Annotated in this window: 23 protein-coding genes and 1 other annotated feature (1 of these 24 only partly in view); of the genes, 11 read left to right on the top strand and 12 right to left on the bottom strand. The window is 39.5% G+C overall.

The window, feature by feature from the left end; all coding sequences use genetic code 11:
- Positions 1–176 precede the first annotated feature (176 nt).
- Entirely contained in the window at positions 177–743 is a 567-nt protein-coding gene (gene thpR / locus QE429_RS07920; RefSeq protein WP_307286031.1) for an RNA 2',3'-cyclic phosphodiesterase, read from the bottom strand.
- A gap of 171 nt (positions 744–914) precedes the next feature.
- On the opposite strand from thpR, the gene cysK reads away from it, so the two are divergent.
- Positions 915–1,844, top strand: coding sequence for a cysteine synthase A (gene cysK, locus QE429_RS07915; RefSeq protein WP_307286028.1), 930 nt, complete (start codon positions 915–917; stop codon positions 1,842–1,844).
- Positions 1,845–2,113: 269 nt separating this feature from the next.
- Here cysK and dat read toward each other — a convergent pair whose 3' ends face one another.
- Positions 2,114–2,986 (bottom strand): D-amino-acid transaminase, encoded by an 873-nt coding sequence (dat, locus tag QE429_RS07910; RefSeq protein WP_307286025.1) that lies wholly within the window; start codon positions 2,984–2,986, stop codon positions 2,114–2,116.
- Positions 2,987–3,009: 23 nt separating this feature from the next.
- Positions 3,010–4,431, bottom strand: a complete 1,422-nt coding sequence (gene pepV / locus QE429_RS07905) for a dipeptidase PepV (RefSeq protein ID WP_307286022.1) — start codon at positions 4,429–4,431, stop codon at positions 3,010–3,012.
- 432 nt (positions 4,432–4,863) lie between these two features.
- Between pepV and QE429_RS07900 the strand changes: the two genes are divergently transcribed.
- Together QE429_RS07900 and QE429_RS07895 are read left to right on the top strand one after the other, a co-directional pair.
- Complete coding sequence (locus QE429_RS07900) at positions 4,864–5,085, top strand: DeoR family transcriptional regulator (RefSeq protein ID WP_307286019.1); 222 nt, start codon at positions 4,864–4,866, stop codon at positions 5,083–5,085.
- 371 nt (positions 5,086–5,456) lie between these two features.
- Positions 5,457–6,812, top strand: a complete 1,356-nt coding sequence (locus QE429_RS07895) for an amino acid permease (protein WP_307286017.1) — start codon at positions 5,457–5,459, stop codon at positions 6,810–6,812.
- A gap of 38 nt (positions 6,813–6,850) precedes the next feature.
- On the opposite strand, the gene QE429_RS07890 is transcribed toward QE429_RS07895, so the two are convergent.
- The 3 genes from QE429_RS07890 to QE429_RS07880 all read right to left on the bottom strand — a co-directional run bounded on the left by QE429_RS07890 (position 6,851) and on the right by QE429_RS07880 (position 8,206).
- The gene (locus QE429_RS07890; RefSeq protein WP_307286014.1) at positions 6,851–7,180 is read right to left on the bottom strand and encodes an ArsR/SmtB family transcription factor; all 330 of its coding nucleotides are present in this window, start codon (positions 7,178–7,180) and stop codon (positions 6,851–6,853) included.
- Positions 7,181–7,606 carry an SRPBCC family protein gene (locus QE429_RS07885; RefSeq protein ID WP_307286012.1) on the bottom strand — a complete coding sequence of 142 codons (426 nt, stop codon included), beginning with the start codon at positions 7,604–7,606 and terminating at the stop codon, positions 7,181–7,183. It abuts the gene before it with no gap.
- A gap of 174 nt (positions 7,607–7,780) precedes the next feature.
- Positions 7,781–8,206 (bottom strand): DUF2935 domain-containing protein, encoded by a 426-nt coding sequence (locus tag QE429_RS07880; RefSeq protein WP_307286009.1) that lies wholly within the window; start codon positions 8,204–8,206, stop codon positions 7,781–7,783.
- 132 nt (positions 8,207–8,338) lie between these two features.
- Between QE429_RS07880 and QE429_RS07875 the strand changes: the two genes are divergently transcribed.
- Positions 8,339–9,085, top strand: coding sequence for an AAA family ATPase (locus QE429_RS07875; protein ID WP_307286006.1), 747 nt, complete (start codon positions 8,339–8,341; stop codon positions 9,083–9,085).
- Between the two features lie 40 nt (positions 9,086–9,125).
- On the opposite strand, the gene speD is transcribed toward QE429_RS07875, so the two are convergent.
- The gene (gene speD / locus QE429_RS07870; protein WP_307286003.1) at positions 9,126–9,932 is read right to left on the bottom strand and encodes an adenosylmethionine decarboxylase; all 807 of its coding nucleotides are present in this window, start codon (positions 9,930–9,932) and stop codon (positions 9,126–9,128) included.
- Between the two features lie 154 nt (positions 9,933–10,086).
- On the opposite strand from speD, the gene QE429_RS07865 reads away from it, so the two are divergent.
- The 3 genes from QE429_RS07865 (at position 10,087) to QE429_RS07855 (ending at position 13,508) form a co-directional block, all read left to right on the top strand.
- The gene (locus QE429_RS07865; protein ID WP_307286001.1) at positions 10,087–11,346 is read left to right on the top strand and encodes a TolB family protein; all 1,260 of its coding nucleotides are present in this window, start codon (positions 10,087–10,089) and stop codon (positions 11,344–11,346) included.
- A gap of 281 nt (positions 11,347–11,627) precedes the next feature.
- Positions 11,628–12,659: a P-loop NTPase family protein gene (locus QE429_RS07860; protein ID WP_307285999.1), complete on the top strand. Its 1,032-nt coding sequence runs from the start codon at positions 11,628–11,630 to the stop codon at positions 12,657–12,659.
- A gap of 12 nt (positions 12,660–12,671) precedes the next feature.
- The gene (locus tag QE429_RS07855; RefSeq protein WP_307285996.1) at positions 12,672–13,508 is read left to right on the top strand and encodes an alpha/beta fold hydrolase; all 837 of its coding nucleotides are present in this window, start codon (positions 12,672–12,674) and stop codon (positions 13,506–13,508) included.
- 18 nt (positions 13,509–13,526) lie between these two features.
- Here QE429_RS07855 and QE429_RS07850 read toward each other — a convergent pair whose 3' ends face one another.
- The gene (locus tag QE429_RS07850) at positions 13,527–14,246 is read right to left on the bottom strand and encodes a pseudouridine synthase (RefSeq protein ID WP_307285993.1); all 720 of its coding nucleotides are present in this window, start codon (positions 14,244–14,246) and stop codon (positions 13,527–13,529) included.
- The gene (locus QE429_RS07845; protein ID WP_307285990.1) at positions 14,236–15,870 is read right to left on the bottom strand and encodes a putative polysaccharide biosynthesis protein; all 1,635 of its coding nucleotides are present in this window, start codon (positions 15,868–15,870) and stop codon (positions 14,236–14,238) included. The genes QE429_RS07850 and QE429_RS07845 overlap by 11 nt, the downstream gene beginning before the upstream one ends.
- Before the next feature lie 216 nt (positions 15,871–16,086).
- On the opposite strand from QE429_RS07845, the gene QE429_RS07840 reads away from it, so the two are divergent.
- The gene (locus QE429_RS07840) at positions 16,087–17,370 is read left to right on the top strand and encodes a BaiN/RdsA family NAD(P)/FAD-dependent oxidoreductase (protein ID WP_307285988.1); all 1,284 of its coding nucleotides are present in this window, start codon (positions 16,087–16,089) and stop codon (positions 17,368–17,370) included.
- A 284-nt stretch (positions 17,371–17,654) separates the two neighbouring features.
- On the opposite strand, the gene QE429_RS07835 is transcribed toward QE429_RS07840, so the two are convergent.
- Positions 17,655–17,840 (bottom strand): sporulation protein Cse60, encoded by a 186-nt coding sequence (locus QE429_RS07835; protein ID WP_307285986.1) that lies wholly within the window; start codon positions 17,838–17,840, stop codon positions 17,655–17,657.
- Positions 17,841–17,989: 149 nt separating this feature from the next.
- Between QE429_RS07835 and QE429_RS07830 the strand changes: the two genes are divergently transcribed.
- Genes QE429_RS07830 through QE429_RS07820 form a run of 3 tightly spaced genes read left to right on the top strand, consistent with a single transcriptional unit; the run spans position 17,990 to position 19,801 of the window.
- On the top strand, positions 17,990–18,394 hold the full coding sequence (locus QE429_RS07830; RefSeq protein ID WP_307285984.1) for a hypothetical protein: 405 nt from the start codon (positions 17,990–17,992) through the stop codon (positions 18,392–18,394).
- Entirely contained in the window at positions 18,394–19,287 is an 894-nt protein-coding gene (locus QE429_RS07825; protein ID WP_307285981.1) for an FAD:protein FMN transferase, read from the top strand. Before QE429_RS07830 ends, QE429_RS07825 begins: the two co-directional genes overlap by 1 nt.
- Positions 19,274–19,801 carry a ferric reductase-like transmembrane domain-containing protein gene (locus QE429_RS07820; RefSeq protein WP_307285979.1) on the top strand — a complete coding sequence of 176 codons (528 nt, stop codon included), beginning with the start codon at positions 19,274–19,276 and terminating at the stop codon, positions 19,799–19,801. The genes QE429_RS07825 and QE429_RS07820 overlap by 14 nt, the downstream gene beginning before the upstream one ends.
- Positions 19,802–19,842: 41 nt before the next feature.
- Here the strand turns inward: QE429_RS07820 and QE429_RS07815 are convergent, their stop codons facing one another.
- Both QE429_RS07815 and leuS read right to left on the bottom strand, forming a co-directional pair.
- Positions 19,843–20,151, bottom strand: a complete 309-nt coding sequence (locus QE429_RS07815; protein ID WP_307285976.1) for a rhodanese-like domain-containing protein — start codon at positions 20,149–20,151, stop codon at positions 19,843–19,845.
- 69 nt (positions 20,152–20,220) lie between these two features.
- The gene (gene leuS, locus QE429_RS07810; RefSeq protein WP_307285974.1) at positions 20,221–22,638 is read right to left on the bottom strand and encodes a leucine--tRNA ligase; all 2,418 of its coding nucleotides are present in this window, start codon (positions 22,636–22,638) and stop codon (positions 20,221–20,223) included.
- Positions 22,639–22,766: 128 nt separating this feature from the next.
- Positions 22,767–22,977: a binding site (T-box leader), on the bottom strand (it continues 10 nt past the right edge of the window).

Raw genomic sequence — 22,977 nt, 5'->3', positions numbered from 1 at the left:
CTTCTAAAATGGTCTGTTGATTTCCACTCCAGGCGCGAGCGGTTCGTGGGTGTTTCGGCGAGCCTCCTCGGCGCTAGCGCGCCTGCGGGGTCTCTCCTGAACCATACTCCCACAGGAGTCCTCGCGCCTTCCGTTTCAATCAACACGTGTGCCAAATCAGGCATTAATTTAGTCTATTACTCTAATGGGAATACTTTTATTGCTTCATACTTTGGTGTTTTTTGGAGGTGTGTTTGGTATAATACGACCTCATTTGCTTGAAAAAGGAGCGGGTCTGGTTGAAGCTCGTTCCACATTTCGAGCTGTGTTTGTTGAAAGGCTTCTTCCCCTTTCCACTTTCTTGCTAGGGTAATATGTGGTCGAAACGGTCGAGTTTCCAGAGCAAATCCAGCTTCCTCACAAGCTGAGAACACTTTATTTCTTAATAGAATTAATTCCTTACTTTCCTCCGTATCTGCCCAGAAGACCCTTGGGGAGTGTTCGTTTCCGAAAAAACCAAGCCTATTAATTCTTAACTGAAATGGCTTTGTTGTCTTTGAAGCTTCTTGTACAAGACTTTGAGCTTGTGATAATTTTTCTTCCGGTGCTGCTCCTAGAAAAGCAAGCGTAATATGTAGGTCTTGATGATGTACCCATCGGCTAAACGGTATCAGGTGTTTTAACTTTTCGATATGTTTTTTCATTTTTAGTTTGGTCTCTTCGGGCATCCTAACGGCAAAGAAGAAATGTGTTCTCTGTTCCATTTATTGATTCAGTCCCTTACTCAATTTTAGTTTATTTTGTCTTTATTGTATCTAGTTTGTGATAGATGAATAATCGATATTTTTTACAAGCCGCCATTTTTTATTTATGATTATGGAGTAGATAAAACAAATTGCTGAAAAATAGATAAAAGTAAGAAAGGATGGGTCCCAATGAAAGTAGTAAATAACATTGCCGAATTAATTGGAGAGACACCACTGGTCAAACTTAATCGCTTAGCTCCCAAAGACGGGGCCTCTGTTTATTTAAAACTGGAGTTTTATAACCCAAGTAAAAGCGTGAAGGACCGCGCTGCTTATAATATGATTATTGAAGCAGAGAAAGCAGGACTTTTAAGAGAAGGCTCGACTATCATTGAACCTACAAGTGGAAACACTGGTATCGGACTGGCTATGAATGCAGCAGCTAGAGGGTATAAATCCATTATTATTATGCCTGATACGATGACGCAAGAGCGGATTAATATCCTAAAAGCATACGGTGCAGAAGTTGTTCTAACTCCTGGGGATGAAAAAATGCCTGGGGCGATTAGAAAGGCACAGGAATTAGCTAAAGAGATACCAAATAGTTTCGTTCCTATGCAGTTTGAAAACGAAGCAAATCCAAATGCTCACCGCTTTACAACGGCTGTTGAAATCATTGAGGCCATGAAAGAAATTGGAAAACCACTTTCTGCCTTTGTTGCCACTGCGGGGACAGGGGGTACCATCACAGGAACCGGAGAAACATTAAAAGAACATTTTAAAGATTTAACTGTACATGTTGTTGAGCCTAAGGGATCTCCTGTACTTTCAGGAGGGAAACCCGGTAAACATAAACTCGTTGGAACCAGCCCAGGGTTTATACCTGAAATTTTGAACCAAGATGTATATGACGAAATTCATGCAATAGAAGATGAAGATGCCTATGATATTACTCGGAGATTAGCTAAAGAAGAAGGCATTCTAGTTGGACCATCCTCTGGTGGAGCCTGCTATGCTGCCTTGCAGGTTGCAAAGCGCCTATCACCAGACGATGTAGTGGTTTGCATTGCCTGTGATACAGGAGAAAGATATCTATCAAGCGATTTATTTCAATTCTAATATGAAAAGCGCAAGCGCCTTGGTCAGCCCCGACAGGCAAATGTTCTTTGGCAAGAAAAGTCGCTCTTTGACTTTACTTGCCTAAGGTTATTTGACCCAAGCTGTAACAATCATCGCTTTATCAAGCCATGATTGTTACAAGATAATCATGGAAGAATATTCAGGATGAAAACTGGCTAGGCGGTGGAGCTGGACAATTCTCAAAGTCAATTTTATGCCAATATGTGAGAAAGAGTCCGATCCTTTTCATGGGTCGGACTCTCCTTTGATTAGAATGAAATCTTTTCTTTTAATTTTCCACATTGCTTCTCTATTTCTACTGTAAATAAGCTCTGCAGCTTTCTCGTGATAGGTCCTGGCATACCATCCTTCACCTTAACACCTTCTAATTCAATAATCGGCATAACTTCTGAGGTTGTACTAGATAAGAACACTTCATCAGCCGCAGCCAGTTCAGCTACCGTAAAAGTCCGTTCTTCCACTGGAATGTTATTTTGAGAGCATATTTGTAAGATGACATCTTTTGTAATCCCCTTCAAAATAAGCTCATTCGATTCATGCGTAATGACTGTCCCATTTTTCACTATGAAAACATTGGAGCTGCTTCCTTCCGTGACTTGATCACCACGATGTTGAATCGCTTCAAAACATCCCTGTTCCGCAGCCCTTTGTTTGGCTAATAGATTGCCTAATAGATTTAAACTCTTGATATCACAACGAAGCCAGCGAATATCTTCCATGCAAATAGTTTTCACACCATTCGCTAAGCTTTCAACTGGCCGAGCCACTTCTTTCGTGTAGGCAACCAGCGTAGGAACAACTTCTTTTGCCGGAAAAACATGATTCCGCGGAGCCGTTCCTCTTGTAATTTGCATATAGATGATTCCCTCAACCAAATGATTCTTTGTCACTAGGTCCACTAACATAGCCGAACATTCGTCAATCGTATATGGCAATGTAATTCCAATACTGTCAGCGCTCTTTACAAACCGATTCAAGTGGTCTTGAAGCGTGAACATTTTGCCATTATAGACACGGATTACTTCGTATACTCCATCTCCAAATTGATAGCCGCGATCTTCTATATCTACTTTTGCTTCTGAACGATTGACCAATTTTCCATTCATAATTGCAAAGTTCATTCCCCTTAACCCCTCTGCTTAATCTATTCGCCTTTTGCCAACTCATAAATGGCTTGTGCATAAATGGCTGTAGCCTTTAATAAATCTTCAATATACATATATTCATCCTTTTGGTGAGCAATATCAGGACGTCCTGGAAATAAAGGACCAAAGGCAACCCCGGCCTTTAATGAACGGGCATAGGTACCTCCACCAATAGCAATTAATTCCGCGTTCTCACCCGTTTGTTCTTCATAGACCTTCTTTAAGGTTTGAATTAAGAATTCCTTTTCATCTACAAAATGTGGTTTGGAGTCTGAGAAATTATCTAGTACGAAACCTTCTTTTTGTAAAAGCTCTTCTAACCTCGCTTTGGTTTCTCCCATTTTATTTGTAACAGGATATCTGCATGTCATTCCAATTCTACCATTTGTATCTTTAGAATAAGAAAGCTTACCAGGATTGATCGTTAATTCTCCAGAAACGTCATCTGAATAAGCCACTCCCAGGTTTACTCCTCGTGAATCTTCAAAGAAATAGCGAGATACAAATTTGAAATAATGAGAAGTCCTTGCATCTACATTTAATTTAGACAGAAACTCTACTAAAAACAAACCGGCATTTTTCCCATTTCTTGGCTCCATTCCATGGGCTGAAATACCTTTTACCTCCAAGAGGAGCTTTCCATTCTCCAGTTGATAACGGTGTTCCAATTCATACTTTGTCATGAACTCAGTAAATTGGCGGACAGTTTCTTCTTCATATTCATTAACAAAGATGGTCGCTTGTGCTAAATCTGGAACCATGTTATATCTCTTTCCGGAAACAAAACTCTCCACTTCTATCATGGCTTCCTTTGTATCTTCTGATTGTTGTTGTTGAACCATATCGAAATCCGCTATGCCCTTCTCCGCATTGATAATAGGAAAATCAGCATCCGGAGCAAATCCAAGTGTCGGCATTTCTTCATGTTTAAAATAATGATCCACACAGCGCCAATTACTTTCTTCATCTGTTCCAATAATCATACGAACACGTTTGTTCAATGGCAGACCCAACTCTTTCACAATTTTCATCGCATAATAAGCTGCCATTGTTGGTCCTTTATCATCTAATGCACCACGGGCAAAAATTTTACCTTCTCTAATTTCCGCTCCAAATGGATCACTTGTCCACCCATCCCCTTCAGGGACAACGTCAACATGGCAAAGAATACCTAACAGCTCTTCACCTGCGCCAAACTCAAGATGGCCGGCTAGATTACCGACATTTTTTGGTGTGAAGCCATCCTTTTCGCCAAGGTTAAGCATATAATCTAATGCTTCCTTAACGCCTTTTCCAAGTGGTGCTTCAGGTGAAGGATTTTCTTCATCCAAGAGGCTTTTAATATGTAATAATCCCTGTGTATCTTTAATGAGATCCTCTTTTCTTTTTTCTACTTCATGCATCCAATTAATCTGTGTCACTGATGGTTCCCCCCTCTTTATTACTTCTCTTACAATATCATTTTTGCAAATATCTTAGCAATTTTGACGTCAAACGTGTTATCCAAGAATAAATTTATATATATTTTTACTAAAAATTCAAAAAATTTAGCATAAACCCAGCTATATTCACCATACCTTAGAATATAAAAATGAATGAGGAGGTAGAAAAAAAGACGATATTTGTAAATTTTTGAAGATAATTTTGTAAACTTTACTATAGTGGTAGAAATTTTCAGAAATTATGGGTACAATAACCTTAGATGTATGACATCTAAGTTTCACTACTACATCTAAAAAAGGAGATGTCTGCGCGGAAAAGAAACTACATATGATTGAAGAGCAAATCTTCAAAAAGGCTGTCGGTAGCAGGGTTAAAGCCAAAGGTTTGAAAAAAGGATAGGGAGTGGTTCTTTGAAACCTTCAACTAACCGGATGTTAAACCGCATCAAATGTATCTACATGTTTATTCGCAATAAAGGAACTGTTTCAACACAGGAACTTGTAGAGGAATTTGGTATCACTCCTCGCACCATTCAACGAGATTTAAATGTCTTAGCCTATAATGACTTGGTAATTAGCCCAAGCCGCGGAAAATGGACAACAACAGAGAAGAAAGTGAAGATGTCATCTTAATGTAAAGTGAACCGTAGAAAATGAATCTAGAAAGCACACGAGATCATCGTGTGCTTTTATTTTTGGGCTGTGTTAAAGAACATTGTTGATTGTTATCCCCTGTTGATTGGAGCGGAAGACACGAAGACTCCTGTGGGAGTATGGTTCAGGGGAGACCCCGCAGGCGCGTTTCTCCGAGGAGGCTTTCCGAAACACCCACGAACCGCTCGTGTCTGGAGCGCAAATCAACAGACCAGTTTAACAAAACTATTTGTTTAGAATACAATTTTTCTCTAGATATAATTGACAGTTTTAATAAATATGATATATTAGTATAAAATTCTTTAGCGCTTAAAAGCGTTTATGCAAAAAAGAAGATTGGTAGGTTCATCATGGAGAACAATCAGCAGAACTTAAAAAAAGGCCTCTTGCCAAGGCATGTTCAATTTATTGCATTGGCAGGGATGATAGGAACAGGGATTTTTAAAGGCAGCTCTGACACCTTAAATATTGCTGGACCTAGTGTTGTGTTTACGTATTTAGTAGGCGGCTTACTACTATTTATTGTAATGGCAGCGTTAGGGGAAATGGCACTTGCTTTTCCTAATTTAAATGTACAACATTTAGTCAATAAAGCGTTTGGGTTTCGGGTGTCCTTTATCGTGGGCTGGCTCTATTGGATTAATTGGATCCTTGTTACAGTAGTTGAATTATTGGCTGCAGGCAGTTTCCTTCAATTTTGGCTACCGGATACCCCTTTATGGCTACTAAGTTTAATCTGTGCATCAGTCATTATCGGGATTAATTTATTTCAGGTAAAATATTATGGAGAAATGGAATTCTGGTTTGCTGGAATTAAGATTCTTGCATTAGTAGCCTTTATTGTATTGGGATTCTTACTTTTACTCGGTTTCATTCCAAGTGAAGTCGATAACCCTATTTCAAACTATATTGGACACGGAGGATTCTTTCCTCATGGAATCAGTGGGATGATGAGTGCCTTTTTAGTTGTCATGTTTTCGTACGGTGGAGCAGAATTAATAGGGGTAGCTGTTACAGAGACCAAAGATGCAGACAAAGTTTTGCCCAAAATTATTAAAGGGGCGGTATGGCGGGTTATCATTTTTTACATTTTACCTATCCTGATTATTTGTGGAATTATGCCTTGGAATAAAGTATCTAGCGTGGATAGTCCATTTGTACAAATCTTTAGTACGACTGGATTACCAGGGGCTGCACACATCATGAACTTCGTGCTTATGACCGCTGTACTTTCGGCAGCCAATTCAGGCATTTACGCGACATCAAGAACATTATTCTCAATGGCTCAAAGTGGTGTTGCCCCAAAAGGCTTGGCAAAGACATCAAAAAAAGGGATTCCATTAATTGGTATCTTGATTACAACTGTTTGTATTTTAGCTGGTGTTTATTTAGCTTATATCACACCAGGTAAGATTATTAATTACTTGATGACAATCCCTGGTTTTACCATTATGTTAATTTGGATTTGTATTTGTGCGGCCCAATTAAAGTTACGTCCTACGTATAAAGCGCAACCACATTTTCAGGTAAAAGGGTTTCCGTATACAACGATTTTCGCCATCATTAGCTTAAGTGTTATTTTTATTGGTTTCTTAACTAGTCCAAGCAACCTAATCGGTTCATCTGTAGCACTGGCAACAGTTGGTGTATTAGTAGTACTTTCCTTACTGATTGGTAACATGGATCAAAATATTACAAAAATGTGATACCCTAAATTTGGGTATCACATTTTTGTATTACAGATTTATTTTGTTTCATCTGACTCTACAAATAGTCTAAGAGCGGTCAGCTTATTTTCCCAGAATAATTCAAAATACTGAAGCCAATCCTTTAATTGCATTAAGGGTTCCGGCGCTAGCTTGTACCTGGTTTCTCTGCCTACTTTCCGTTCTTTTACCAGCCCGGCGTCTGCCAATACTCGTAAATGCTTAGAGACAGCCGTACGGCTAATCGGAAATTGATCACTAATAGCAGTTACAGGCATCTCTTGGGTGCTTAAGAGCTTTAATAAACTCCGGCGGGTTGGGTCAGCAATTGCTTGGAAAACATCATGCTTTGCAGAAGAAGCAGCCATTTACGCCTCAACATATGCTTGTAATTTTTTAACGAGCCCTGCCCAGCCTTGATTCATGTTGGTTCTAATCGGTGTATGTGGAACGCCAAATTCCGTAACTTTATTTGCATCCCAACCGCCATGAATAAGTGTTAACTCTGTTTTATTTTCTAAGGCCTTTAATTCAAATGTTAAGGTCCAGTCTTTCCCCCAATTAAATGAAAGTCGGTTTGGCGGATCGACATGTGTCACCTTACATGGTGACATACCAAATTGACCTGCATTAATGTGAAATTCGTGACCTTCCTCTGCCTTAAGATCATTAGGCATAAACCATGCAGAGAGCCCTTCTGCAGTTGCTACTGCATTCCACACTTTATCAATTGGAGCATTGTAAATTTCCGTGTATTTGATATCTTCTAATTTTGGTTGTGCTTCATTTGTCATTTGATTTCCTCCTAAGAATTGATCTATGTTTACTATTTCATGTATTACTTGTTTTTAATACGAAACCATTTGGTTTCATAATTGAATAATATAACACCTTTTGGTTGCACGTCAAGTCCAACAAAATAAAAAATGGTGGCTCTACTCAATTTGTAAAGTCACCAAAGCATATGGTTATTGATTATATAGGAGTGCCTGTGCAATTCCGACAAAATATTCGGATTCCCGAATAATATGGTTTAATACTACCTTAGCTGTTGGATTGCTACTAACTGCGGCACTTTGTGTTTTAATTTGCTCGCAAAGTTTAATAAACGATAAACTTTGGTCTAGACAATAAGCTACCAGTTGGAGAACATGTTGGTACAATTGGTCTGAAATCTGATAGCCCGAACGAATAACGGATTCAATGTAACGAACTACTATCTGGTGGGTTTCTCCCAGTGCTGCTTCCCATTTTTTTAATGCATCCACGAATTCATGTTCCAGTCCAGAGACTAGTTCTCGAATAACAACCGTATGCTCTTCTTCCTGATGCTTCCAAAATTCTGCTTCATCCAAGATCCTTAAAGGCATTTGCTGCCCATAATAAAATTGCATAAACATCCCCCCATACTTAATTCACTTCAATGTATGGGATAAGCTGTTAAAATATGCTAAAGGTTTTACTGCCTATGTTATAAATCAAATGAATGATAAAATATTCTTAAAAAAGTATTTAGAGGTAGTACGATGATAAATACTCAATACGTAAGAAGAGTCCATTTGAAAAGAGAGGAAATTCCCGCCTTCAACAAATATCCTTTTAATCTGCCAGCAATAGAGAAACTCGATGAACTCGTTTTCCATCCTAATGTCACTTTTCTTATAGGAGAAAATGGCATGGGAAAATCTACACTGTTAGAGGCCATTGCGGTTGCATTAGGCTTTAATCCTGAAGGTGGGTCTTTCAATTTCAATTTCTCCACATATGATTCTCATTCTTCGCTTGCAGACTATTTGAAGGTAATTAAAGGTGTAGAAAAACCTCAAGATGGTTTTTTCCTAAGAGCGGAAAGTTTTTATAATGTAGCTTCAAACATTGAAGAGCTGGATCAGGGTGATGGTGGTCGTAAGGTGATTGATTCTTTCGGCGGTGTTTCCCTTCATGAGCAATCCCATGGTGAGGCCTTCTTTGCAACGTTTCTTCATCGTTTTTGGGGAAATGGCATTTATATTTTGGATGAACCTGAAGCTGCCCTCTCCCCTTTACGGCAGATGTCGATGCTCACGAGGATTCATGACTTAGTCAATGAACATTCACAGTTTATCATCGCGACCCATTCACCGATCATCATGGCCTATCCACATGCAAAAATCTTTGAATTTACGGATGAGGGCATAAAGGAAAGTAAGTTAGAAGAAACCAACCATTATCGGATTATGAAGCAGTTCTTTGATGATAAAAATCGCATGATGCATCATTTGTTAGATGAATAACATCAAACGGCAAAAAGCTCGGTAATCCCGAGCTTTTTTGTTACACCATATTCTTTCCGTAAAAAATTTCATCCATCTCCAGCTTGAGTCTTTCTGTAATTTCAATATGTTCATCAGGGGTCAATTTATCTTTTGTATAGCCAAATAAATAGTGATTTAAATCAAATTCCCGCAGCTTACATTTTGTATGGAAAATGTTTTCCTGATAGACGTTTACATCAATCATATCGAATAACTCTCCAACATCTTCAGGAATGTAATTTTGAATTGAGTTTATTTCATGGTCAATAAACAGCTTATGCCCTGTCTTATCACGCGTAAATCCGCGAACACGGTAATCAATGGTCATTACGTCCGTTTCAAATGAGCGTATTAAATAGTGAAGCGCCTTAAGCGGTGAAATCTCCCCACATGTGGAGACATCAATATCCGCTCTAAACGTGCTGATTCCTTCATCAGGGTGGAACTCGGGATATGTATGCACAGTGATATGACTCTTATCAAGCTGCATAACCACGGATTCTGGAAGCGGACCAGGCGATTCCTCGAATGATTCAGATGGAGCATTTGTTACAGGTCCCTCTGAAACCAATAACGTTACACTCGCTCCTGCAGGCTCAAAGTTCTGAGCGGCTACATTTAAGACATGTGCCCCTATAAGATCTGAAACGTTTTTTAATATCGCTTCAAGTCTCTCTGCGCTGTATTGTTCATCAATATATTTTAAATAGGATTCTCGTTCTTCCTTCGTCCTCGTGAAACAAATATCATACATATTAAAGCTTAGTGACTTCGTCAGGTTATTAAAACCATGTAATTCAATTGCCTGTTCATGCGTAAGTTTCATGGCAATTCCCCCTTTTAAGAAATATCATTCGCCGTAAATAGTATTAAGTTACCCATTGTTATACCCAGTTACTTATTCTTTAAAAACTTTTTACCTCTGATAATTCTTCCCATCTTGTGAACAATAATCGAAGGACTGTATAAGAGGTGAAAGGATGAGAAAGAAATTTTGCTTGATTCTAATTTTCATAATGCTACTTCCTAACTTTGCATTTGCTAAACCTGAACCCGTAAATATAAAAGTAGCGTTTATAAGAGATCACTTTCTTTGGATCAAAACGAATGGTAAAGAGGAAAAAATAACGACAAAGCCTGCAACATATACAATTTCTCCCCAATGGTCACATGATGGCAAGTGGATCGTTTATGGTGTGGAACCAAAAGTAAAAATAAGTCCAAACCTGGAATCCCAAACAGAAATTTGGGTGTACAATGTGGAAACAAAAAAGCACAAAAGGATTACTTATGACGGTTATAATCCGAAATGGTCACCGGTTGAAGATATTCTTGCTTTTAAAAGTGGTGGTGTCTTAAATGTTTCCAAACTCGACCAATTTTATAATATTGCATTAGGGGTGGGTGATTACAACTGGTTCCCCGATGGTAGTGCATTTATAACCTCCTCAGGTGCATCACTAAGACCCGATGGATGGACCAACCCTGTTCTTTACAAAATTGGACTTGAAGAGGATTTTACCAAAATAACGAGTCTAACGAAAAACGTGAAAAAACTCTATACCCTTCCTAATGAGTTAAAAAAAGGGAAAATTAGTATTTTGGCCATCGATGCAACTGATTTTCAATTTTCCCCTGATGGGAAGTGGATCTCCTTTATGGTTAGCCCCACTGCCTCGTGGTCAATGGACAGCAATATGATGTGTGTCATTTCTTCTGATGGACAGACTTTCGAAGTATTCGATGAACTTGTTTGGGAAGTTGATTCTCCTAAGTGGGCATTTCATCAGAATCGGTTGGGTTATATTGCGGGTGGAGGGAGAATTGTTTTTGGCTTCAAAAATAAAAAATTGAAGGTTACGGAGCTTCCTGCCTTTCATTCGGTCAGTTTAACCCCTGCTCACTTTGCTGAATTAGGTTTTACATGGAGAGATGATCAGTCCTTAATTGTCTCAAGGGTAACAGAGCGTGAATGGTCTAACAATCCTAAGGGTCGACCAGATCCATCTTTATTTTTAATAAAAATGGGTGAGTCAACACAATTGCAATTGACCCGTCCGCCTAAGGGATTTGGTGATTACCATCCTATTTTTCTACCGTCCACCCGTAAATTATTCTGGGTAAGGAAAAAGGATATCGCAGAAATGCAAAAGGATCTGTGGATTGCTGATTCCGGTGGGGAAAATGCTCGGATATGGATTAAAAATGTGGATGGATATGATTTTTATCCAAGGAAATAGTTGATATCAAGGCCACCTTTTCATATAAAAAGGTGGCCAATTTTTGTGCTGAAAGATTTATCGGTCACTTTTTGGGATTTATCGGCCTCTTTTGGATTTTATCTGCCACTTTTACATTTTATCGGCCACTTCTTGAGGTTTATCTGCCACTTCCACATCTCCCCCTTCCATTTTTTACAATTAACCCATTGACAAAAACAATATTCAGAATATATATTACTTTTAAGAGTAAATACTTTTCTTTACGGAGTAATTTACAATACAGGAGGATAACGATAACTATGGAGCAGTTAAGATTGAATGTTGAGTTATTACGTAAGCGTGTTCCGAATCTTACAGTTGCAGCTGCTGCTGTCGGATTGCGCCCGGCTACGGTTTCCAATCTTTGTACCGGAAAAATCCCTTTGGCCCGGGCGGAGGTCAAGACCCTTGTCGCACTCGCCGACCTGGCAGAATGCACGGTAGATGAACTAATTATCAGAGGAACCTATGCGCAAATGCTGGAAACTGGAATAAAAGTCATTGACCTTTTTGCTCCGTTAACTCTCGGAGGCACCATCGGATTTGTAGCTCGACCTGGTATGGGGCAACTGGTCGTTTTAGCAGAAATTTTTCATCGGATGAATCTTAATGGCTTCGAAACCCTCTTTTTGAAACCTAAAGAAGATGCAGTAGGTTTAAGTGATGTCATTAATGAAACGAAGCATATCTGTCACTCTGTTGAGGAAGCTTTTGAAAAAATGGTGCAAATGGCTAAACAAACCATTTTTTTCGCCGCTGACCGGCAAATGGTTTTAACAGGGGAAATTTATGCCCTCATTGAAAGGTTAAACGCTTCTGGAGTATCTCCTACTACTTTATTAATTGACTTAAGCGGTGAAGCTGTTGATGAACAGGAGCCATTCGGTCCTTTAGACACCCTGTGGCAATTCGACGCGGAGCTTGTTTCCCGAAAAATTTACCCTGCGATTAATCCGCTTTACTCTACTTCCGTATTAATTGAAGGTGCCACTCTTTCCAAGGCACATTTGCATACACAGCAGCAGGCAAAAAAGGTCCTACGCCGCTATCGTGAATTACGTTTTCTAGGGATGGAGCATATCCCTGCTTCAGAGCAAGAGACTTATCACAAAGGACTTCGTCTTGAAGCTTATTTAACACAACCATTTTTAATAACAGAAGCCTTAACAAAGAAAAAAGGTATTTCAGTGTCAACTCAAGCGACGATCACAGATATCCAACAAATTTTAAAAGGGGAAATGGATGATGTGGAAGTGAAGACTATTTTCTATGTGGGTGAGCTCAAAAAATAGGGGGAATGAACCATGTCAACTTATCGATCTGGATTTGCAGAGATAAATGGAGCTACACTTTTTTATGAGGTAAAAGGGGATGGGCAACCTGTTATGTTACTACATGGATATCCTCTTGATTCAAGAATGTGGGACGATCAATTTGAGGAATTTTCTAAGTACTATCAAGTCATTCGCTTTGATTATGCCGGCTGTGGAAAATCTAGTCATCACGATGAAGATTATTCTCTTGTAGAGGATGTTAAAGGCTTATTAGCTTTTCTTGGTGTATCCAAAGTTGATCTGGTGGGCCTTTCAGTTGGAGGGAATCTTGCCATGGACTTTACCCTGGCCTATCCGGAAATGGTCAATACTCTGACTGTGGCATCATCAGGTTTATTAGGATGGAGTGATTATTCTTTAGAAAGACAAAATTATAATAAAGAATTAACTGAGTTATTTCAGAAACAGTCTCATGAAGAAGCGGTTAAGCTAATGTGCAAAGCATGGGTAGCAGGTCCTTTTCGGTCCATCGATGAAATCAATCCTGCTATTGTTGAAATATATGCTGACATGCTATCAGGAAATTTAACTAGAGAGAACGGTAAGGGTAAAATGATATTCCCTGAAACGAAAACAATGGAAATGGTAGGAAACATTTCTGTTCCAACGCTAATCATCTCCCCTGATATCGATTTTCCTGATTTCTGTGCCATTTCCGAGTTTATTCATGAAAAGATTGCCGAATCACAATTAGTTGTGATTCCTGAAACAGCCCACATGATCAATATGGAAAAACCTTTGGAATTCAACCAGCATGTGTTGAAATTCTTAAACATTTGCAAAGTAAATAAAGAGAGAAGCAGCTAATCAATTAGCTGCTTCTCTCTATTTCACCTGATAATTCATTAAAAGCTCGATTTCTTCATCGGTTAATTCGCGGTATTCGCCCAATTCTAGAGTTTCATCTAACTCTAGCGGCCCCATTGAAATACGTTGGAGATATACCACTCTTTTTCCAACCGCTTCGAACATTCTTTTTACTTGATGGAACTTTCCTTCGGTTATCGTTAATTCTATATCGGAACGGATTCCTGATTTCAGTATCTTTAATTCACCAGGCTTGGTCTCATAACCGTCATCTAAAGTTACTCCATTAGCGAACGCTGTAATATCCGCCTCAGTTACTTCCCCATCAATCACTGCAAAATAAGTCTTAGGTACATGTTTTTTCGGCGCCAGTAAGCGATGAGCCAATTGACCATCATTGGTGATTAATAATAAACCTTCTGTATCCTTGTCCAATCTTCCCACAGGAAAAGGCTCATACACTTGATCTTCAAGCTCCAGAAGATCAATGACTGTCTCGGTATGATTATCCTCTGTTGCTGATAGCACACCTTGTGGCTTGTTCATCATTAAATAGATAAATTCTCTGTATTCGATGACATCACCGTTCAGCGTGACGGTTTGTTTTTCCGGATTAACATGCTGTTTTGCATCTTTTACCACAACATCATCTATTTTGACAGACCCGCTTTTCAGGAGCTGCTTTACTTCTTTTCGGCTTCCGTACCCAAGATTAGCAAGCATTTTATCAATTCTCAACTGAACCCCTCCTTTTTTGTAATTTTAACTTTGTCATCAAGCGGTCCAGCCTTGAACCGAACAAGCGGTTGGCGAGGCCTGATTTTAACCCTAAATAAAAATAAATGGCTGCACCGACTCCTGCACTAACTAGAATAATCAAAATAGATTGCCCTTTCGATGCTGAAGAAAGGAATAGTGATAGAAACTTATACACTACCTCCGTCCCAACCCACATTAACCCGGCAAAGATGATAATTAATAAGCTCCTGCGCCATACAAGACGGAACGGATAACGGGAATAAGTCTTAATAACAACCAGATTGATAATAATAGCTGCAATATACCCAAGAGTTGTAGCTAATACAGCCCCTTTTGTTTCCATCATCTTTATTAATGGGATGTTTAAGGATAATTTTATTAATAAACCTACAAGTAAGCTTAAAATCGTAAAGCGCTGCTCATTTATGCCTTGCAATATAGCAGCAGTAACAGAATATAGAGAAAAAAGAATCGCAACTGGTGCGTACGCTCTTAATACCGCTGCACCAAGCAAATCATGCTGATAAAAGACTGTGTAAATAGGCTCAGCCAACAAGGAAAGACCAATGGAAGCTGGCAGCGTTAAGAATAATAAGACTTGGAATGTTTGATTTAGTTGTCGATTCATACTTTTCCTGTCATTCTCAATAAAAGCCTTCGTAATACTAGGAACTAAGGTTAGCGAGAAAGCAGTTGCTAGCGAAACTGGAATGATAACAATCTTGTGCGACTCGAAGTTTAACATCGAGAAGAAAGATTCAGCAACTTTCGGTGTTTTTCCAATTTCGGCCATTGCCTTTGTAAAGGTAAATTGGTCAATTGCCTGAAATAATGGATTCGCAATTCCCACTAAAACAAATGGAAAGGCTGAGATAAAAATTTCTTTATAAATTTCCTTAAGCGAAATATCCATCGTACCCTTATCATGTTCAAGTAGCTCATCCAAATACGGCTTTCTCTTATACCAATACCAAAATAAAACCGCAAGACCTCCAATAGCTCCGATAAATGCAGCAAACGTAGCCACACTGACAGCTGTTACCATTTTTCCATGGAAGATGTTCAAAACAGCGTACGCTCCCAGTAAAGTAAACATAATGCGAACAATTTGTTCTACAACTTGAGAGAGAGCCGAAGGTCCCATGGATTGGTGTCCCTGGAAATAGCCTCTGATCAGACTCATAAACGGAACGACGATTAAAGCAAAACTAACCGCTCTCATGACGGTTGTAACCTCGTCTAAATTGGCTTTTTCACCGCGTGTACTCATTTCAGCTAATGTTGGTGAAGCAAGATACATTGCTAAAAAGGCAACAAATCCAGTGGCCAGCATAATCATTAAACCGGATTTAAATAACTTTCTTCCAACAGCATATTCTTCAAGTGCATTATATTTAGAAATGAACTTTGAGACCGCTAACGGTACACCTGCTGTGGCAACACTGATAAAAATGGTGTAAGGAACGTAAGAGAATTGATATAGAACCGTTCCTTCTCGTCCCACAATTTGAAAGAATGGAATAACGTAAATTAAGCCTAGAACTTTGGAAAGTATCGTCCCAAAAGTTAATATAAATGTTCCTCTTAAAAGCTTAGACTGCATAAAATCCCTTCCTACCCGAAGAAATACGTGCGTTTCTTCACAAAGTAACTATCTACTTTTTTGCACACTATTAGTAGTTTACAACTCTTTTCCCTTCGATGCTACTAACAAATCAAGTTAATTTTATGAAAATCCTCTTGATTTGTTTTATTTCAGCTAGAAATGTTTATAATGAAGTGACATGAAATCTAAGAAGAATATAAAGTTGGTGGAAATATGGTATATGATGTCATCGTCATTGGCGGAGGGCCATCTGGTTTAATGGCTGCCATTGCTGCCGGTGAAAAAGGCGCAAAAGTACTTTTAATAGATAAAGGTGAAAAGCTTGGTAGAAAACTTGCTATTTCTGGTGGCGGACGCTGCAATGTAACAAACCGCCTCCCTGTTGAAGAAATTATTAAACACTTACCTGGAAATGGAAAGTTTTTATACAGTGCTTTCTCTATCTTTAGCAATGAAGATATTATTGCTTTCTTTGAAAAACTAGGAATCGAATTGAAGGAAGAAGACCATGGACGTATGTTCCCTGTTTCTGATAAAGCACAATCCGTTGTTGATGCACTTTTACAGCAGTTAGACAAGCTTAACGTTAAAGTATTCAAGAACAGCCCTGTCAAAGATCTTATCTACCAAGACGGGCAAGTATCGTCAGTCTTATTAAAGGATGGACAAAACATATCAGCCAAGTCTATTGTGATTGCTGTTGGTGGAAAATCGGTGCCACATACAGGCTCCACTGGGGACGGGTACGCCTGGGCTGAAAAAGCAGGTCACACGATTACTGAGCTGTTCCCTACAGAAGTCCCTGTCACGTCAAGCGAACCTTTTATCAAAAATAAAACACTACAAGGTTTATCGTTAAGGGACATTGACTTGAGCGTCTTAAATCCAAAAGGCAAACCGATTATCTCCCATCGGATGGACATGCTGTTCACGCACTTTGGCATTAGCGGTCCAGCAGTACTGCGTTGCAGTCAGTTTGTCGTCAAAGCGATGAAGAAATGGAATTTAAAAGAGGTTACCATGAGTCTGGATGCCTTACCTGATAAAAAAGAAGAAGAAATTTTTCAAGAAATCGTGAAGCTAGTAAAAAGTGAACCGAAGAAAAGCATAAAAAATACATTAAAAGGAATGCTTCCTGAACGATATTTATTATTTTTATTAGAACAAAATAGCATTGATCCTTCTGAGCAGGGTGGTACTATTTCTAATGATAGAATCAGAAGTTTTTCTAATAACTGTAAGCAATTTCACATTAAGGTGAATGGTACACTGCCGCTTGAAAAAGCATTTGTCACGGGTGGCGGTGTTTCTGTGAAAGAAATCGAGCCACAGACCATGGGCTCAAAACTAATGAGCGGTATGTATTTTTGCGGAGAAATCCTTGATATTCATGGATATACAGGGGGATATAATATCACTTCAGCCCTTGTAACGGGAAGGCTTGCAGGAACCAACGCCGCTCTCTTCGCAAAATCTAATTTTCAGCCTATCTGGTAAAAGAAAAAGAATCCTATTAGTGAAACGAAAATTCACTAAAGGGTTCTTTTTTAAATTATATAAAAAGGATAAAATCGACTTCGAGAATTGTTCAGCTTCAGCGCCTAGCCAGTTTTCCCCCTGAATAATCTACCTTGATTATCTTGTAACAATCATGGCTTGATAAAGCGATGATTGTTACAGCTCGGGTCAAATAGCCTTCGGCAAGTAAAGTCAAAGAGCGACTTTTCTTGCCGAAGAACATTTGCCTGTCGGGGCTGAACAAGGCGCTTCCGCTTTTCTTATTAAGATCGATAGATAATCATTGCAGAAAAACAATAAATTTGGTCGTCCTCTTCGTCCTCTGTCATTGCAGCGACATTATACTTTATATCTAAGAGACTCTTTTCATCGATTCCTCTTAAAAAACGATTCATCTCCTTTTCTAAATCCTTCTCATGCTCCCGGTCAAATAACTTTACTTGAATCACGGTTACTCTCCCTTTCGTTTTTTACTACCATTATTCACCTTTTTTCAGAATTTTAAAAATTGAATACCTAAAAAAATTAAGTTTTATTTAAGGTTTAACTTGTAAACTTCAATTTGTAAGGTAAACGAAAGATGAAAGGAGCACTAAAGTTGGATAAAAAACAAAAAATCTCTTGGGGAGTCAGCTTTGGGAGCTTAGCTTTAGTCGCTGGGATGGTTTCCTATCTAGGACTTTCAAATGGAAACAAAGATGACAGCCAAATCGCTGTAAATCAAGGACCTTCTATCGATAATTCTAATCAGCAATCAGAGGATCCATCTAATACTCAAACACAAAGGCCCGAGCAAGGATTTCGTCATTCTTTTGGAAGAGATCGTTCATCGCAATTTAATCAAAATGACCAGGATACTAATAGTTTTGATGATAGCAATCAATATCCAACGGATGATGACCAATTCTTTGATAATAGTAATCAGCAGGATCAGTTCTCAAATAATGATAGTCCTGTGATGGGTCGCCATGGCGGCTTTGATACAACCACAGGTGGAACCTGATGTATACCTATCGTTTCAACTCTATGAGTACAATCGTTCAGATTTCTATTAGTCATGAAATGTTTGCGAATGACATGATGCCCATTTATAAACTATTTGAATCCATTGAGAATACCTGCAGCCGGTTTCGTGAAGATAGTGAATTATCTAGGATAAATCAACAGGTAGGAAAGGATATACCTGTCTCTAACGAAATATTTGCAATTCTCAAGGAAGCAGATCGTTTCTATAAGGAAACAGAAGGTATTTTCAACCCTAGTGTATTGTCAGCTCTTGAAACCAGCGGTTACTCTAGATCGATTGAATATATAAAAGGGCAGGAAGTAATAGTACATGACCTTTCAACAAACGTTCCCTCCCTCTCCCTTCCATTTACGTTAAATATAAGGAAGCAGTCAGTCGTTCTCCTTTCTACCATTGATTTAGGTGGAATTGCTAAGGGCTGGGTGATCGACCGTGCTTCTGAACTCTTGGAAAGGACGGGTTATGGATTTATAAATGTCGGTGGAGATATCCGTATTTTCGGAGAACTGCCTCGTGCATTGAATATCGGAATTGAAAGTCCCTTCGATGAAAAACAGATACTATCCTCTATTCAGGTGACAAACGGGGCTGTGGCAACATCCACTTCCATGAAAAGAAAGTGGCTCGTTAACGGGGAGTGGAAGCACCATCTCATAGATACACATACGGGAAAACCATCTGAGAGTCATATTGTTTCTGCCACTATAACCGCTCCTTCTGCGTTAGAAGCGGATGTATGGGCAAAAACTGTTCTTCTTTTAGGGGAAGAAAAAGGCCGGGAGTGGATTAAGACAAAAGACTCGAAAGCCGTATTAATTAATAAAATGAGAGAAATTTGGAAAGGGGGAGAACAACATGGAGTTGTTTGAATGGTATATGATTCGTGCGACAGGGACCGTGTCCTATCTATTACTATACCTATCTGTTGTGATTGGTCTGTATTCACAAGTACAAAAAAAGCGGAAACACAAAGTAACCATTTCCTTGTTTTTGCATGAGGCGCTATCGAATTGGGCATTGATTCTTGTCTTGGGTCATGTAGGGTTCTTACTCATAGACTCCTATCTTTCCTTCCAGTGGATTGAAATACTAACTCCATTTACCACTGACTATAAGCCTCTTCCAATGGCCCTGGGCACTGTTTCGTTGTATTTTTTACTCATGACGGTTATAACGTCAAAGGCACGGAAAAAGATTGGTTATCAAAAGTGGCGCAAACTCCACGCTTTGAACCCGATCCTCTATATATTGGTCACCCTGCATGGACTTTTCATTGGTACAGATTTCCAAGGTGTGATGGTTTTAGCCATTAATTTGCTACCATTTCTTGTATTAGGAGGCATGCTATGGAGGAATAAGTCTAGTCTCGAAACCTATCAATGATATAAAAAAACCGATTCATAAGGAGAATCGGTTTTTTCCGGTTATTTATTTGTTTCACCTGTCCAGTTCAGCATTCCGCCAACCATGTTACGGACCTTATAGCCTTGTTCCTGTAAATAGTGACAGACATTTCCGCTGCGGGCACTGGAGCGGCAGATAAAAATATACTCTTTATCCTTATCAAAGTAGTCAAGGGTAGCAGGAATATCGCCCATTCGAATATGCTTTGCCCCTGGAATCATTCCTCCGGCTACTTCTTCATCTTCCCTTACATCTACAAGCTCAAGCTTTTCCCCTGCTTCCAACTTCTTCTGTAATTCTTCAGGTGTAATGACTTTAATTTCTTCCATGAAATCCATCCCCTTTTTAAGAGTAAAGAGGCTTCCCCTTTCAATATGGAGGCAGCCCCTTTATTAAATTTAGTTTGCTACAATGTTTACAAGTTTACCCGGAACAGTAATCACCTTGCGAATGGTTTTTCCTTCGATCTGCTCTTTTACTCGATCATCTTCCATCGCAATTCCTTCTAAAGCTTCCTTACTTGCATCGGTTGGTACCATAAGCTTTGTCTTTACCTTACCATTTACCTGGATAACAATTTCTACTTCATCATCCACTAACTTCGCTTCATCATATGCTGGCCACGCTTCATAGGAAATGGTTCCACTATGACCAAGCTTTTCCCAAAGCTCTTCAGCAATGTGTGGGGCTACAGGTGCTAGCATTTTGACGAAGCCTTCCATGTATTCCTTTGGAAGCACAGTTGCTTTATACGCTTCATTAATGAATACCATCATTTGGGATATCGCTGTATTGAAACGTAAGCCTTCGTAATCCTCTGTAACCTTTTTCACTGTTTGATGATACACTTTTTCCAAATTAGAAGCTTCTTCATTTGGCTGGATTTTTGGATTTACCTCACCATTTTCTTCAATCATCAAACGCCAAATACGATCAAGGAAACGACGGGAGCCGTCTAAACCATTAGTTGACCATGCAATGGACGCATCAAGAGGTCCCATAAACATTTCGTATAAACGAAGTGTATCTGCACCATGGCTAGTTACAATATCATCAGGATTTACAACATTACCTTTTGATTTACTCATCTTTTCATTGTTCTCGCCTAAAATCATTCCTTGGTTAAATAGCTTTTGGAATGGTTCTTTAGTTGGCACTACACCGATATCATACAAGAACTTATGCCAGAAGCGGGCATAAAGTAAGTGAAGCACGGCATGCTCTGCACCACCAATGTAGATATCAACAGGAAGCCAGTGATTTAATTTCTCTTGGGAAGCTAGTGCCTGGTCATTTTTCGGATCAATATAACGTAAGTAATACCAGCAGCTGCCTGCCCATTGTGGCATGGTATTTGTTTCACGGCGACCCTTTTTACCTGTTTCAGGATCAACCACATTTACCCAATCCTCAATGTTAGCTAATGGTGATTCTCCTGTACCGGAAGGTTTGATATCTGTTGTTTTTGGTAATGTCAATGGAAGCTGATCTTCCGGAACAGCCGACATTGTGCCATCTTCCCAGTGGATAATTGGAATCGGCTCACCCCAGTACCGCTGACGGCTGAACAACCAGTCACGTAAACGGAAAGTTACTTTCTTGGTTCCAATTCCTTTTTCTTCTAACCAAGCAATCATTTTTGAAATGGCTTCTTCTTTGTTTAAACCATTTAAGAACTCAGAATTGATATGTTCACCGTCACCAGTGTACGCTTCTTTCTCGACATCGCCGCCAGCTACTACTGGTTTGATTGGTAAATTAAATTCTTTCGCAAATTCAAAATCACGCTCGTCATGTGCAGGGACTGCCATGATTGCACCAGTTCCGTAGCTTACTAGTACATAATCCGCGATCCAGATTGGCATTTTCTCACCATTTGCTGGGTTGATCGCATAGGCACCAGTGAAGACACCCGTTTTTTCCTTGGCAAGATCTGTACGCTCAAGGTCACTCTTTGTTTTTACCTTATCAAGGTACGCTTCTACAGCCGCACGCTGTTCATCTGTAGTGATTTTATCAACAAAGGAATGCTCTGGGGCTAGAACCGCATAGGTTGCACCGAATAATGTATCTGGACGAGTTGTGAAGACCGTAAACGTTTCGCTGTGTCCATCAATTTGGAAGTTTACTTCTGCCCCTTCTGAGCGCCCAATCCAGTTGCGCTGCATTTCTTTTAAGCTTTCAGGCCAATCAAGTTCTTCAAGGTCTTCTAATAAACGGTCGCCATAAGCTGTGATTTTTAACATCCACTGTTTCATTGGGCGGCGTTCAACTGGATGTCCTCCACGTTCACTCTTTCCATCAATTACTTCTTCGTTTGCCAAAACGGTACCAAGTGCCGGGCACCAGTTTACAGCTACTTCATCAATATAGGCTAACCCCTTTTCGTAAAGCTTTAAGAAGATCCACTGTGTCCACTTATAGTATTCAGGATCTGTTGTGTTTACTTCACGGTCCCAATCGTAGGAGAAACCTAATGCTTTGATTTGACGACGGAACGTATCAATATTTTTCGCTGTAAATTCAGCCGGATCGTTACCTGTATCCAATGCGTATTGTTCTGCTGGTAAACCAAACGCATCCCAGCCCATTGGGTGAAGGACATTATAGCCTTGCATCCGCTTTAAGCGTGAAAGAATATCGGTTGCAGTGTACCCTTCTGGGTGTCCCACGTGTAGACCGGCACCTGATGGATATGGAAACATATCTAACGCGTAGAATTTGCGTTTATCATACTCTTCACTTGTTTTAAATGTTTTTTCTACTTCCCATTTCTGTTGCCACTTCTTTTCGATTTGTTGATGATCGAAACTCATGTCTGTTTCCTCCTAGTAAAAAATAGGCTCTGTTAACTATCCTGTTGATTTCCGCTCCAATCAACAGGTTGTAAAAATAAACAAAGTTCATTAACAAAGCCAAAGCATAAAAAAATCCCCTCATCCCCAAAAGGGACGAGAGGATTGTATGTATCTTCCCGCGGTACCACCCACATTAGTGCTCATGCACTCACTTCATTCATCCTTAACGCGGAATACGGCAAGCATTACTATTCCTTCATGCTTGCAACTCAAAGGCGAGTTCATGATGTACCCGGTTGACTTTCACCAGCCGCCAACTCTCTAAATACGGGTATGGACCACTACTACTCCTAGTCA

The organism is Bacillus sp. SORGH_AS_0510 (assembly GCF_030818775.1).
Taxonomy (GTDB): Bacteria; Bacillota; Bacilli; order Bacillales; family Cytobacillaceae; genus Neobacillus.
This window is presented reverse-complemented; position numbering and strand designations above follow the sequence as displayed.